Origin of the sequence: Vibrio sp. TRT 1302 (assembly GCF_050113875.1) — a bacterium.
Taxonomy (GTDB): Bacteria; Pseudomonadota; Gammaproteobacteria; order Enterobacterales; family Vibrionaceae; genus Vibrio.
Genome location: NZ_JBNJOF010000009.1, coordinates 122098 through 135568, shown reverse-complemented (window position 1 = coordinate 135568; position 13471 = coordinate 122098). Strand labels below are relative to the sequence as shown.

12 protein-coding genes are annotated in these 13471 nt (G+C 46.7%); 2 read left to right on the top strand and 10 right to left on the bottom strand.

Annotated features, from left to right (window positions below; genetic code table 11):
- On the bottom strand, positions 1-1608 hold a 1608-nt coding region (locus tag ACQEXP_RS12850), incomplete at its 3' end, for a retention module-containing protein (protein ID WP_426970314.1).
- Between the two features lie 441 nt (positions 1609-2049).
- Here ACQEXP_RS12850 and ACQEXP_RS12845 point away from each other — a divergent pair.
- The gene (locus ACQEXP_RS12845; RefSeq protein ID WP_426970326.1) at positions 2050-4077 is read left to right on the top strand and encodes an alpha-amylase; all 2028 of its coding nucleotides are present in this window, start codon (positions 2050-2052) and stop codon (positions 4075-4077) included.
- A gap of 93 nt (positions 4078-4170) precedes the next feature.
- Here the strand turns inward: ACQEXP_RS12845 and aroG are convergent, their stop codons facing one another.
- From aroG to ACQEXP_RS12820, 5 genes are all read right to left on the bottom strand, one after another.
- Positions 4171-5226, bottom strand: a complete 1056-nt coding sequence (gene aroG / locus ACQEXP_RS12840) for a 3-deoxy-7-phosphoheptulonate synthase AroG (protein WP_269375770.1) — start codon at positions 5224-5226, stop codon at positions 4171-4173.
- Between the two features lie 296 nt (positions 5227-5522).
- Positions 5523-6422: a heme o synthase gene (gene cyoE / locus ACQEXP_RS12835; protein ID WP_426970311.1), complete on the bottom strand. Its 900-nt coding sequence runs from the start codon at positions 6420-6422 to the stop codon at positions 5523-5525.
- Positions 6415-7452, bottom strand: a complete 1038-nt coding sequence (locus tag ACQEXP_RS12830) for a COX15/CtaA family protein (protein ID WP_426970309.1) — start codon at positions 7450-7452, stop codon at positions 6415-6417. Before ACQEXP_RS12830 ends, cyoE begins: the two co-directional genes overlap by 8 nt.
- 17 nt (positions 7453-7469) lie before the next feature.
- Entirely contained in the window at positions 7470-8018 is a 549-nt protein-coding gene (locus tag ACQEXP_RS12825) for a hypothetical protein (RefSeq protein WP_426970307.1), read from the bottom strand.
- Positions 8011-8796, bottom strand: coding sequence for an SURF1 family protein (locus ACQEXP_RS12820; protein WP_426970306.1), 786 nt, complete (start codon positions 8794-8796; stop codon positions 8011-8013). The genes ACQEXP_RS12825 and ACQEXP_RS12820 overlap by 8 nt, the downstream gene beginning before the upstream one ends.
- Here ACQEXP_RS12820 and ACQEXP_RS12815 point away from each other — a divergent pair.
- Positions 8750-8995 carry a DUF2909 family protein gene (locus ACQEXP_RS12815; protein ID WP_269375775.1) on the top strand — a complete coding sequence of 82 codons (246 nt, stop codon included), beginning with the start codon at positions 8750-8752 and terminating at the stop codon, positions 8993-8995. The two genes, ACQEXP_RS12820 and ACQEXP_RS12815, sit on opposite strands and share 47 nt — an antisense overlap.
- Positions 8996-9013: 18 nt before the next feature.
- Here the strand turns inward: ACQEXP_RS12815 and ACQEXP_RS12810 are convergent, their stop codons facing one another.
- From ACQEXP_RS12810 to coxB, 4 genes are read right to left on the bottom strand one after another with little or no spacing between them, the layout of a single operon-like run.
- Complete coding sequence (locus tag ACQEXP_RS12810) at positions 9014-9898, bottom strand: cytochrome c oxidase subunit 3 (protein ID WP_426970304.1); 885 nt, start codon at positions 9896-9898, stop codon at positions 9014-9016.
- Complete coding sequence (locus ACQEXP_RS12805) at positions 9895-10497, bottom strand: cytochrome c oxidase assembly protein (RefSeq protein ID WP_269375777.1); 603 nt, start codon at positions 10495-10497, stop codon at positions 9895-9897. The genes ACQEXP_RS12810 and ACQEXP_RS12805 overlap by 4 nt, the downstream gene beginning before the upstream one ends.
- A 9-nt stretch (positions 10498-10506) precedes the next feature.
- Positions 10507-12165, bottom strand: a complete 1659-nt coding sequence (gene ctaD / locus ACQEXP_RS12800) for a cytochrome c oxidase subunit I (RefSeq protein ID WP_426970302.1) — start codon at positions 12163-12165, stop codon at positions 10507-10509.
- Positions 12162-13277 (bottom strand): cytochrome c oxidase subunit II, encoded by a 1116-nt coding sequence (coxB, locus tag ACQEXP_RS12795; protein ID WP_426970324.1) that lies wholly within the window; start codon positions 13275-13277, stop codon positions 12162-12164. The genes ctaD and coxB overlap by 4 nt, the downstream gene beginning before the upstream one ends.
- Positions 13278-13471 lie beyond the last annotated feature (194 nt).

Below are 13471 nucleotides of genomic sequence, written 5' to 3'. Positions count from 1 at the left end.
CGTGAACGAGGTAACTTGACCGTGCTCCGCCCCCGCTTTGGTGATGACATCAATCTGGTTACTGGATGCCGTGCCGATATGATCCGGTTCGGTGACACTTAAACTGCCGTCGGTCACCACTTGTAGGTCATCACCAATATTGATCACGAGTTGGGAACGCTCAGACTGATCGTTGTCCGCATCAATAGCAAACACGGGCAATGGAATTGAAATCGAATCCATACCCTGCTGACCATGATCAAGTACATCCAAGAGCTCAACTTTATAGCCAGCGCTAAACGCCGTATTGCTGTTTGTCACATCACCAAGGGTGATTTTAAGTACATTAACGCGAACGCCTTCCAGCAAGATATAACCTGAATAAACACCGGCCTGACCATCAACGGCTTCGAGGATAATAGGTTGCCCTTGTGACGTCACAGGAGAAATCTGTTGAGTTGCATTAAACGCATCAACATCAATCTGCAGTTCAGTGACCTTGTCACTACCTAATGCACCATTGAGCGTCCCTTCAAATTCCGTATTCGTTGCCCCAACACCCGATCCGTCATTCAGACCCGCTTCAAAAACATTGGCGCTATCAATCGCGGTAAATTGCGCTGCTGCGCCATCGCCGATGGCTACCTGTGCATCAATCGGCGTTCGAATCGAGTTACCGCCGCTGTCTTTGCCATCAATTTCAAACGAAATAACGATGCGGTCGTTGTTAATCGCAACCTGACCACCACCAACAGAAGGAACATGGTCAATAGGCTGTGAAATAGTCGTTGTGAGTTCAAGAACTACGTTTTTACCAAGATTACTGGTGTCAATATCGATGCGAAGTACTTCTTCGCCACCTAAAACACCAACAATCGCATTTTCACTGGCGTTGTAGCCGAACGTAACGGGCTGCCCGTGAGAAGTGATGTCGCTATTCAACTCACTTAAAAGAGATGCTAGCGAAATAGCGTTGGGAATAAACGAAGTGGGATCAAGCGGTAAGTCGCCAGCCAAAATCGTAGCTGAGCTTGTAGTCGTTTGTGGGTATGTACCTTGAGATAAAGAACCTTCAACCAAAGATTCGCTTACGCTTTCCCCGCCAGCAGCAAAAACTAATGGTCTATCCTCTTCATCGATTTCATCAAGGTTATTGGACGCAAAACCAGATGTTTCGAAGAAGGTGCTTGCAAGCACTTCTGCACCATTATAATCAATGGTCACAAAACCAGCGTTTGCAGAACCTGCTCCACCGCCAGCAGCAGTTGCTTCAAGTAATTCTGTAGGGTCCGCACCGGCTAAAATGGCTTCTTGAATGGCGGCTAGTTCCGCTTCATCGAACGCACCATCACTAAGGTTAGTCAGATCAAAATTGACTTCGCCGGCAATAGGAACCGCCCCCCATTCACCCACATCGGGCTCAATAGCGATGGCATTCGAATCGAGATGATATGCGGCCGTTGGCGACTCCATCAGAATAGTCGACTGATTCGCCGTAATCACTATCTCATTTTTAGCGACCGTGTCACCAACTTCGGCTTTACGTGCTTTCCCATCCGGCGAAACAATAACAACATCACCAGAAATTTCTTTAATCACAGCAGCTTGGCGCAAAACATCCACGTCCATAAAGGGTTCCCCACAACATCTCCCTCATGAAATATCAAGGGGATGGAAACATTTGGTATCATTTTATTTATTCGAACAAAATAGCAAAAATCGCAGTTTATTCCAGCGATTATTTGAGTCATTTATAAACAGTAATATTGCTAATTGTATGCTACCGCACAGAATTTAGACTATCGGGCGGATTGATAGTTATTTTTCATGTAAATAAATGATGAAAGTTTCAAAAATGAGAATGCATACTCCCATTTACCAACATGCGTCCCAAGAAGAATGAATCACTAATATCCTCCTCTAGCAAAAGATAATGTGACCACTCTCGGAATTTAGGGCGTAGATGATAAGAATGATGTTGAGCACAACTTGCTAAGTTAGAGTATTTATCCACCAATACAATGACCTCAAGGATGTAACGTGAAACGCCCATTTGTGCCCAACACTATTATGCTTGCTGCACTGTGCAGTTTTCCTGTATTCGCCAGCCCTACGCTTACGTTGTCGACTACGACAACCAGTCGAGATGTCCCTCTTTCGGCTTCTGAACCGGTCGTTTTATCTTTAAACAAGGAGAGCTACCAGCTAACGATTTCCGGCGTAGAAGGAACATGCAAGGCGCCAGAGAATCAAAAAGTGAAATTTCGTCGCCCACTGTCTCTAAGCTGCGGAAAGGACACCATCCTTCCCCTAAATATTCGTTTTAGTGGCGACTATGCCTTTACCTTAGATCCTGAACTCAATACCCTGACAGTCGCTCGACAGGCGACAAAAAGTGACAAAACATTTAGTCGACCTATCCCTGATGTTCAGTGCCGTCAGTATTCCGGAAAAGAGGTCACCATTAACCTTGGTGATACGTTTGCAGAAGGCGCCCAACTAAGAGATGCATTAAGCGGGCAAATGGTGACAGTATCCAGCAACACCGTCACTCTGACACCAGCTAAGAGCAGTGGCGGTTTAGTCCTCTTAGAGCCTGTCGTGTCTCCCGAGAACACACCTCAATTTAACTACCACAATGCCAATATCTACTTTGTCATGGTCGACCGCTTTAACAATGGCGACGCCGATAATGATCACAGCTACCAACGTCAAAAAGACCAGCAACAAGAAGTGGGCACTTTTCATGGTGGTGACCTCAAGGGGGTTATTAGCAAGCTAGACTACATCAAGAGCTTAGGTACAGACGCTATCTGGCTATCGCCAATTGTTGAACAAGTGCATGGTTTTGTTGGTGGCGGAGAGAGCGGTAGTTTTCCCTTCTATGCTTACCATGGCTACTGGACTCGCGACTTCACCAAAATAGATCAAAACTTCGGCAGTGAAGAGGATCTGCGCACTCTGGTTTCTGAAGCTCATAAACGCGGCATCAAGGTTCTTCTGGACGCGGTCGTCAACCACGCAGGCTACGCCACTTTGGCCGACATGCAGTTCGACAACTTGCAGGTTGCCCATAGCAATGCATTACCAGATAGTTGGGCCGAGTGGAAACCACAACCCGAGCAAAATTGGCACAGCTACAACAATCATATCGATTATCAAAGCGATCAGTGGATTAATTGGTGGGGACCTGATTGGGTACGAGCAGGGCTGCCTGGTTATTCTCAACCCGGAAGTAGCGACACCACAATGAATCTAGCGGGTTTACCCGATTTTCGCACCGAGTCTTCCAAGTTTGTTAGCCCGCCTCAGTGGTTGCTCAACAATCCTGATACACGTGTGGTGAATAGAGATAACTACACCGTCTCTGACTACTTAGTAGAGTGGCAATCTGACTGGGTGAAGCGCTTTGGGATCGATGGCTTTCGGGTCGATACCGTCAAACACGTTGAGGGTGACGTATGGCTCAAGCTCAAACAAGCTGCGAGTGACGGTTTATCCGTATGGAGAGAACAGAATGGCCAGCAAGGTCTTCCATTTTGGATGATGGGCGAAGTATGGGGGCATTCGGCCTATCGCTCACCTTATGCTGACCAAGGCTTTGATGCTTTGATTAACTTCGATATGCAGAAAAAACTTGATAAAGGGGCAGCATGTTTCAGTCAAATGCAGGAGGTTTACCAAAACTACGCAGACTCGATTCAGTCAACGCCAGACTTCACCCCTGTCAGTTATATGTCTTCTCACGATACAGAGCTGTTCTTTAACCGCTTCAAGTCGTTCGACATGCAGCGCAACGCGGCCAATGCTCTTCTGCTAAGCCCTGGAGCGGTACAGATCTATTATGGAGATGAAGTGGGTCGTGAGCTTGGACCTTATGCGGATGATTTCCATCAAGGTACTCGCTCTAACATGCTGTGGAAATTAGATAGTGAAAGAAAACAACTGCTTTCTCACTGGCAAAGTCTCGGTCAGTTCCGTCAAAAGCATCCTGCCATCGGCGCGGGCAAACACCTACAAATTATGAATGACAACGCTTATGTATTCTCAAGAACCTTAGGCGAAGATAAGGTGATTGTTGCCTATATGGGTCGATAGTTATTCGATCTAAAGCCAGACGTTGGCGAGCAACGATTAGCCAAAAAACAAAAAAAGCTCCCTCGGGAGCTTTTTCTCACTATACAGTGATGACTACTTGCTGTTACGGCGCTCTGCGACAGCATCCGCTAGTTGACGAAGCACTTTTTCAGTATCTTCCCAACCAATACAAGCATCGGTAATAGACTGACCGTAGGTTAGCTCTTCACCTTCCACCAAATCTTGACGACCTTCAACCAGATGCGACTCGATCATGACGCCAAAGATCGCCTCTTCACCACCAGCAATCTGGTTAGCAACATCTTCTGCCACGACCATCTGACGCTGGTACTGCTTAGAACTGTTTGCGTGACTAAAATCAATCATCACTTTTTGAGGCAGGCCAGACTGCTCTAGCTCTTGCTTAATTGCACTCACGTGTTCAGCACTGTAGTTCGGCTCTTTGCCACCACGTAGGATGATATGACAATCAGGGTTGCCTGCTGTTTCAATGATCGCTGAATGACCATACTTAGTTACAGATAGGAAGTGGTGTGATGCACTTGCTGAACGAATCGCGTCAGAAGCGATCTTAATGTTACCGTCTGTACCATTTTTAAAACCTACCGGACATGAGATACCCGAAGCCAATTCACGGTGAACTTGAGACTCAGTAGTACGTGCGCCAATCGCACCCCAACTGATTAAGTCAGCAACGTATTGCGGTGAAATCATATCAAGGAACTCACTCGCCGTCGGCATGCCCATATCCGTAAGATCAAGCAGTAGCTTACGACCCATACGCAGACCATCATTGATTTTAAAGGTATCATTTAGGTACGGATCGTTAATCAAGCCTTTCCAGCCAACGGTTGTGCGTGGCTTTTCAAAGTAAACACGCATCACGACTTCTAGACGATCTCCTAGCTCATCACGAAGAACTTTGAGTCGTTTACCATATTCGATTGCGGCGTCTGGATCGTGAATTGAACATGGACCGATAATGACCAGCAGACGATCATCTTCGCCTTTTAGAATATTCGAGATTGCTTCACGCGAGCGAAACGTGGTCGAAGAAGCTGATTCAGTCGCTGGAAACTTCTCTAAAACCGCAACTGGCGGTAATAACTCTTTTACTTTATTAATTCGTACATCATCTGTCTGAAACATTGCTTACTTCTTCCTATTTCTCTTGGTTGAACGCTACACCAAAATTGGGCGGTGAAAAAACGTTCAGCTTTTCTTGTTCCTGTTCCCTGTAACTTATCTATCAAAAACCAAGGTTGCAACCACTATTTTAAATAAAAGGCAATATTTTTGGCTTTTTTACATTTTACACAGGGTGTAAATTAATTTTTACGACATTACTTAGGGCTGAGGAAGAGGGAGTGAAAGCGGATGAACAAGAGGAGTTAGAGGCGAAACACTGAACTCATCAAGTGAGTCCAGCGTTCCGATGACACACATTAACCAACCCAGTAATGATCAAGTAGAAGCAGCAAAAACAGGAGCATTAAATGATAAATGGAAAACTTAAATGTCTCGATAGCCGATTTTTCGTGTGGATTGAATTTCAACTTCCATGCATGACCGATGAAGCCGAGACTCAATATGGTTGAACCTATCCAATACAGACTGCCGCTCATCCCCACCAAAGCGGGTAGTAGGCAGACTATCGCTAGCAATATCGTATAGAGAAGAATCGAGGTTTTGGTATATTCCACGCCATGCGTCACTGGCAACATTGGAATATCCGCTTTGGCATAGTCCTCCTTACGGTGAATCGCCAGAGCCCAGAAATGTGGTGGCGTCCAGATAAAGATGATCATCACTAGTAGCCATCCGTTGGCATGCATCTCTCCTGTAACCGCTGCCCACCCCAGCAACGGAGGCATAGCACCGGCAATGCCAGCGATGACAATATTTTGCGGCGTCGCTCGCTTGAGATACATGGTGTAAACCACTGCATAACCCAGAAGGCTAGCAAACGTTAGCCAAGCCGTTAAACCATTGACGCCCCAATATAGGATCACGAAACCAACCAGTCCAATCACCATTGCAAAACTGAATACGTGATGTGATTTCATCTGACCTGATGGTAATGGTCTTTTGTAGGTACGGGCCATAACCGCATCAATTCGCTGATCAATAAGATGATTGAATGCTGCCGCCGAACCTGCCATCAAACCAATACCCAGTAGGCCAAGCATACTCTCTTTAACCGGTAACGCTCCCGGGACGGCAAGACACATACCAACTAGAGCAGTTAGCAGCATCAACGCGACCACTTTCGGTTTAGTCAAAGTGAGGTAGTTTCGCCATTGTGCTCTGCTCTCAATATGACTAGCAGGGATTGATTTACTCATGAGCATTCTCCTTACTATACAAAGCGCCACTAGTAGTTCTAGCCGAGTGTGACAACCAAATGAGATAGTTGGTCCGTAAAACAATAATCAACAACATCGCGGCTCCAAGGTTATGTGCGACAGCGATAACCAACGGCAGACTGAGCAAGACATTAGCGATACCCAAACTAATCTGTAGCACCAGCATAACCAGCAATGATGTCGCGACTTTTCTATAGTCAACCAGACGCGTCTTCAACAATTGATAGGCTAGACTGGCAACCAGCAGTGTCACCACCAGCGCACCAAAACGATGGGTTACGTGAATCGTCATCCGTGCTCCATAATCAAGCGTACCGAACTCATAGCTTTCTTGCTTGGGCTGAATCAGTTCAAAAGCGCGTGTAAAATCTAGATACGCACTCCAATTGCCTTCACAAATGGGCAAAGTTGTACACATAAGTGCCGCGTAGTTCGATGAAGTCCAACCGCCAAGAGCAATCTGGATAATAACAACCAGCAACGTCAGTGCTGCCAATAGTTTCAATCCACCGCTGTCTGTCGCTCCCGTCAGGCGGTCAGACGCATGTTCTTGAAGCTTCCAGTGACTTATTGCCAACAAGCTAAACAACGTAAATCCGCCAAGCAGGTGACCCATCACCACAATAGGCATCAGTTTCATCGTCACCGTCCACATCCCGAGCAAGGCTTGAAATATCACCACCACAGGTAGGGCAGAAGCTAAAACAATCGGTAACTGACGTGTTTTAATCGCGATTAGACTAATCGCAAACACAATCATCCCCAGAGTGCCAGCAAAATAGCGATGGATCATTTCCAACCACGCTTTGTCTTCTTCCACCGTTAAGGACGGAAAAAGAGACTTCGCCAATGCTATCTCATGGTGCTCATTGGGTACGGTGAGATGACCGTAGCACCCAGGCCAATCTGGGCAACCTAAGCCAGCATCAGCGAGACGCGTATAGGCTCCGAGCATCACAACAATAAACGTGAGAACAAGACTTAATCTGACAAGGTGAATTAACTTCATATCCGCACTCCTTGCGGTTAACCAACTCGTGACAACTTCAGCAACTTGCGTAAATCCGCCAATAATCCTTTGCTCTGCGCAATTAACTGATCCTGAGACTCAACACGTGGATAGCGCATCACTAACTGCCCTAGTGGGTCTACAATCACATATTCAAAAGGATGGACAATTTGTTCAAAGTCTTGGTTGACCAATAACCGAGTGTATTTGCCCTGCTCTAGCTCAATATCAGCGCTATGTTCAGTGACCAGTAGAACAGGCTGAACTCGTTGCTGATACTTGCCTAAAGCAACATGGCTTTGCCCTAATAAATAGACTTGCTGCTGACAAAAATCATCACACTGAGCTGGAATCACATAGCCCACTTGCCACTGGCTCTGCTGGTAAGGATTATCGATGCCCAACGACGCCAAGGTCGCGGTTGGGGCAATTAATTCCCCTTTATTCGTGACACCAGACTGATACCAATGCTGGGTGAGCACCGTTTTGGCAATAATGGCCGGCAAAGCGAACAACAGAACTAAGCCGATAAAAATCATTCTTCCACGCTGAACTGGATTAATCATGTGATGCTCCTTGTCTCATGATTCGTATCAACACTAAACCACTGATGATGGCTAATACACCTGCCATCGAAAACCACTGCACAGCATATCCCCGGTGTTTCTGGGCGTTCATGGATACTGGCTGCCAAGGTTGCGGATACGGCCAACTTTCACTCATCGGCTGAACCACATAAGGCTCTATCTTCACTTTCCAAAACATTTCCAACTCAGCGAAATTGAGGTTTTGAATACGGCTGATTGGGCCAGATTCAATGAGTAATTCATGACTTAGCGGGTTAACTGATTTCCGATATAAACGTCCTTCGATATTTAGGGGCAACTCCAACCAATCAACCTCAGGCAATTCATCCCGTAAACGAGGCGCGGGAACAAATCCACGCTCAACAATCACCCGCTTTCCTCCTGCACTTTCGACCAGTTGCAATGCCAGATACCCAACCTTGCCTTGATGATGTTGATTGTCCAATAACAACAGCTTGTCCTTCATCGGTTGAGCTTGGAAATGCACTTTCAGCCCTATGGGATCGTTTCGCATCTCATCACTGAGTTGATCCAAGGAAATGGCAGCCAAGTGTTGTCTTTGAGTAACCTGTTGCTCTATTTCAGTTTTTTCGGCAGCTCGAGATAATTGCCAAAAGCCCAAGTTGACCAATATTGAAAAGACAACCACAGTTAATACAAAACCAACGACAAAACGCCCAATTCTGATGTGAGAAACAAAGGACCGCCTCATGGTATTTATCTTCAAACTGGTATTGGTATTGCTGCTACTTTTCATCTTAATCAACCTTGGTCGAGCCATGCTTGAGATGGTCAAAGGGCCCGACTCAAATGAAGACAGCGATAAATCTCCACAAGATGACAAACCCATGAGTTTCTACCTTGGCCGGCGCGTATTCCTATCCGCACTCGCAGTTGTCTTACTGATTGCAGCCCTTTTAAGCGGCTTTATCGAACCCAATGTGCGCCCCTACTAACGGGCGCACTATCAAGTGTTAAAGAACGTAAACAAACACAAATAGACACAGCCAAACCACATCAACAAAGTGCCAATACCAACTGCCTGCTTGAAAAGCGAAATGTTCTTTGGGAGTAAAATGGTCCTTCGCCACCCTCGCCAGCAAAACAATTAGGATCGTCGTGCCAAGAAAGACGTGCATACCGTGAAACCCAGTCAGCAAGAAGAAGGTATTACCATACACACCAGATTGGAGGGTTAAGCCAAGCTCATGATAGGCGTGCGCGTATTCAACCCCTTGGTAATAGAGGAAAAAACATGCCAACACTATGGTAATTTCGAGCCATACAATCAGCGCCATACGCTTATTCTGTTCTAGGCTGACATGAGCTAAATGAAGGGTTATCGAAGACGTTAGCAGCAGAATCGTATTGATAAGTGGGATACCCCGCCAAGACATTGCGGTCGTCGTTTCACCACTTGGTGTCGTTGTAAGAGGCCATAAGGCTTCAAATGTCGGCCAAATCACTTCGTGAGTCATGGCATTATTGCCCGCTCCCCCCAGCCAAGGAACTGAAATCATTCGCGCATAAAAGAGCGCACCAAAAAACGCACCAAAGAACATGATTTCAGAGAAGATAAACCAACTCATCCCCTGCCTGAATGAACGTGAGAGCTGAGCAGAATACTTACCACTCATTGATTCCGTGATGACGTTACTAAACCAGCCAGCAAACATGTAAAGTAAGAACAGAAAACCCGATAACAGGATTAGCTTGCCAAATACACTGCCATCTCCCCCCTCCGCCATGTTTTGCACCGTCAAACCGGCACCGACCGCAATAAGAAAGAGAGAAACTGCGCCAACAATAGGCCAACTGCTTTGAGCTGGGACATAGTAAGGTTGATGTTTAGAACTCATTGTGTCGCTCCTTGCACTGACTGATCAGATATCGTCGATGAAGCCTTAGCTAGCTCGATTGTCGCCGCTTTCTCTGTAATATCGTAAAGCGTGTATGACAACGTCAGAGTATGAATAGTGTCGGGAATATCCGGTTCTATATAGAAAATCAAAGGCATTTCAGCTTTGCTTTTGGCCTGTAAGGGCTGCTGACTAAAGCAAAAACACTCGATCTTGTTGAAGTAGGTTGCCCCCAATCCCGGCGATACCGAAGGCACCGCTTGCCCAACAATCTCCTGCGCAGAGAGGTTTTCAGCAAAATAGGCGGTTTGAATAACCTGTCCAGGATGGACTTCCATATAAGACTGAGCTGGAACAAACGACCATGGAATATCATGATACTTATGTGCCATAAACTCGACTCGAATTAGACGTGATGTGTCAGGAACCATACCTTGTGGTTGTAGCGCAGACTCACTGTTGGTTTTTCCATTGATTCCTAACGCATCACACATCACGTCATAAAGGGGGACCAGCGCAAAACCAAAACCAAACATTGCAACAACGGCTGCACAAAGCTTGATCACTAATCTTCGGTTTGATTTTGCTTGTCCGTCCATGAGCTTCCCTCAGTCGATTTTTGGTGGCTCAGAAAAGGTATGATGTGGCGCAGGACTTGGCACCGTCCACTCTAAACCTTCAGCGCGCTGCCAGGGTTTAGCAGAGACCTTCTCTCCACCCTTGATACACTTGATCACTAACCACAGGAAAATCAGTTGCGATAAGCCGAAGGCAAACCCACCTATAGAGACAATCTGGTTCACATCAGCGAATTGAATCGCATAGTCTGGTATTCGTCGTGGCATCCCCGCGAGACCAAGAAAGTGCATCGGAAAAAACAGCACATTGACTGAGATGACAGAGCACCAGAAGTGCCACAAGCTCAGTTTTTGGTCATACATATGCCCGGTCCATTTAGGCAGCCAGTAATAGGCCGCCGCCATAATCGAGAATACGGCTCCAGAAACTAGAACGTAATGGAAGTGCGCGACAACAAAGTAGGTGTCATGATATTGAAAATCCGCCGGTACAATCGCCAGCATCAATCCCGAGAAACCGCCAATAGTAAAGAGAATGATAAAGGCGATCGCAAACAACATCGGCGTCTCAAAAGTCATTGCGCCGCGCCACATTGTCGCCACCCAGTTAAACACCTTAACGCCCGTTGGCACCGCTATCAGCATGGTGCAATACATAAAAAACAACTCGGCGAAAACGGGCATACCCGTCGTAAACATATGGTGTGCCCACACAAGGAACGACAGCAATGCAATACTGCACGTCGCGTAAACCATGGAATGATAACCGAAGAGCTTCTTACCGCTGAAAGCGGGGATAATCGCCGAGATAATGCCAAATGATGGCAAAATCATGATGTAAACCTCAGGGTGTCCAAAGAACCAGAAAATATGTTGGAACATCACCGGGTCACCACCGCCCGCAGCATCAAAGAATGATGTACCGAAATATTTGTCAGTTAACACCATGGTCACGGCTCCAGCCAGTACCGGCATCACCGCAATCAACAAGAATGCAGTAATTAACCATGTCCAAACGAACATTGGCATCTTAAACCACGTCATCCCCGGGGCGCGCATGTTGACGATGGTAACGATGACATTGATCGCCCCCATGATCGAACTGATCCCCATGATATGTACCGAGAACACAAACAGTGCCGTACTGTCAGGGCCATAAGTGGTGGATAGCGGCGCATAGAAGGTCCAACCAAAATCTGGACCTCCCCCCTCAGTAAACAGCGAGGCAATCAAAATCGTAAACGCAAAAGGTAAGATCCAGAAGCTCAGGTTGTTCATTCGTGGCAACGCCATATCCGGAGCTCCAATCATCATCGGAATCATCCAGTTGGCTAAGCCAGTAAATGCTGGCATCACAGCGCCAAACACCATCACCAAACCATGTACTGTGGTCATTTGATTAAAGAATTGCGGTTCAACCAACTGCAACCCTGGCTGGAACAGCTCGGCACGAATGACCATCGCCATCGCACCACCAGTCAGAAACATGATAAAGCTGAACCAAAGATAGAGCGTGCCTATGTCTTTATGGTTGGTCGAGTATAGCCAACGCGTCACACCTTTAGGCGCTTCATGATGGTCATGTTCGTCAATCGCTAAACGGCTGTTCGCTCGGCTTACCTCTGCGTCTGTAGCAGGCGCTGATTTGGATTTATCTTCTACGATAGAATCAGGTTTGGACGTTTTCATTGCCCCTCCTTAGACGCCTTGAATTGGTTGACATCCGATGCCTGAACCAAGTCTCCTACGCTATTGCCCAAGCCATTGCGCTGATAAGTGATCACCGCAGCGATTTCTTTATCTGTCAATTGATTAGCGAATGCCTGCATCGCTGTGCCTGCACGCCCGTTGGTGACAACATTTATGTGCTCACTGACGTCGCCTGTCGCCACTTTACTTCCGGTAATAGCAGGAAATGCACCAAGAATCCCAGCCCCAGTTACTTGGTGACACACCGCGCATCGATCTAAGTAGATTTTCTCACCTAGGGTCATTAACTCCTCAAGAGACAGGGAAGCCGTCAGAGAAGCCGCCGCTTCTTGCTTGGCCTGAGCGATTTCCGCTTTCTTGGCAATCAACCAAGCGTCGTACTCTTGTTCCTCCATCGCATGGACGACGATTGGCATAAATCCGTGCGCCCGACCACACAGTTCGGCACACTGACCTCGATAGACCCCTGGCTTATCAATGCGTGTCCATGCTTCATTAATAAATCCGGGAATGGTGTCTTTCTTAACAGCAAAATCAGGAACCCACCATGAGTGAATGACGTCATCAGAAGTGAGCAAGAAACGTACTTTACGATTGATTGGCAAAACAAGCGGATTGTCCACTTCAAGAAGATAATTGGCGCCTTTCTCTTCGATGCCATCTATTGCCTTCTGACTGGTCGCAAGCAGGCTAAAAAACTCGACGTCCTGATCAAAATAGCTGTAGTGCCATTTCCACTGAGAACCCGTGATTTTAACTGTCAGATCGGACTGAGACGTATCTTCCATGGCGACCAAGGTTTTGGTCGCGGGTATCGCCATAAGAACAAGGATAACGATAGGAATCACCGTCCAGATAACTTCAACTTTGGTGCTTTCGTGAAAATGGGCGGCAACGGCCCCCTTAGACTTGCGGTGGTGATACATGGAGTAGAACATCACACCAAATACGACAACAGCAATCGCGCAGCAGATGTAGAAAATCAGCATGTGCAGATCGTAAACCTGCTCACTGATGTTGGTGACACCTTGTCTCATGTTGAATGTACTTTGCTCCGCTTGCGCAGTCGCCGTAACACCAACTAACGACACATTACTTAGTCGCCACAGTGATACCTGTAAACTTTTCAAAAGACCTCTCCTTTGCCAGAGTCATCAACCGTGATGCTGGTCACCTTCCGTGCAGAAGTCTCTTCATACACAAGAAAGTACCAATCAGCCTTTGGACTTGGAAAATTCCTTATAACCAGTAAATTTTTAGCAAGTTGTTATATTTATGTTAATAA

Coding starts and splice junctions, on each gene's coding strand:
- ACQEXP_RS12815 (WP_269375775.1), top strand. CDS start 8,750: ATGGTATTTATCTTCAAACTGGTATTGGTATTGCTGCTACTTTTCATC.
- ACQEXP_RS12810 (WP_426970304.1), bottom strand. CDS start 9,898: ATGAGTTCTAAACATCAACCTTACTATGTCCCAGCTCAAAGCAGTTGG.
- ACQEXP_RS12820 (WP_426970306.1), bottom strand. CDS start 8,796: ATGAAAAGTAGCAGCAATACCAATACCAGTTTGAAGATAAATACCATG.
- cyoE (WP_426970311.1), bottom strand. CDS start 6,422: ATGAGTAAATCAATCCCTGCTAGTCATATTGAGAGCAGAGCACAATGG.
- ACQEXP_RS12845 (WP_426970326.1), top strand. CDS start 2,050: ATGCTTGCTGCACTGTGCAGTTTTCCTGTATTCGCCAGCCCTACGCTT.
- ACQEXP_RS12825 (WP_426970307.1), bottom strand. CDS start 8,018: ATGATTAATCCAGTTCAGCGTGGAAGAATGATTTTTATCGGCTTAGTT.
- ACQEXP_RS12805 (WP_269375777.1), bottom strand. CDS start 10,497: ATGGACGGACAAGCAAAATCAAACCGAAGATTAGTGATCAAGCTTTGT.
- ctaD (WP_426970302.1), bottom strand. CDS start 12,165: ATGAAAACGTCCAAACCTGATTCTATCGTAGAAGATAAATCCAAATCA.
- aroG (WP_269375770.1), bottom strand. CDS start 5,226: ATGTTTCAGACAGATGATGTACGAATTAATAAAGTAAAAGAGTTATTA.
- ACQEXP_RS12830 (WP_426970309.1), bottom strand. CDS start 7,452: ATGAAGTTAATTCACCTTGTCAGATTAAGTCTTGTTCTCACGTTTATT.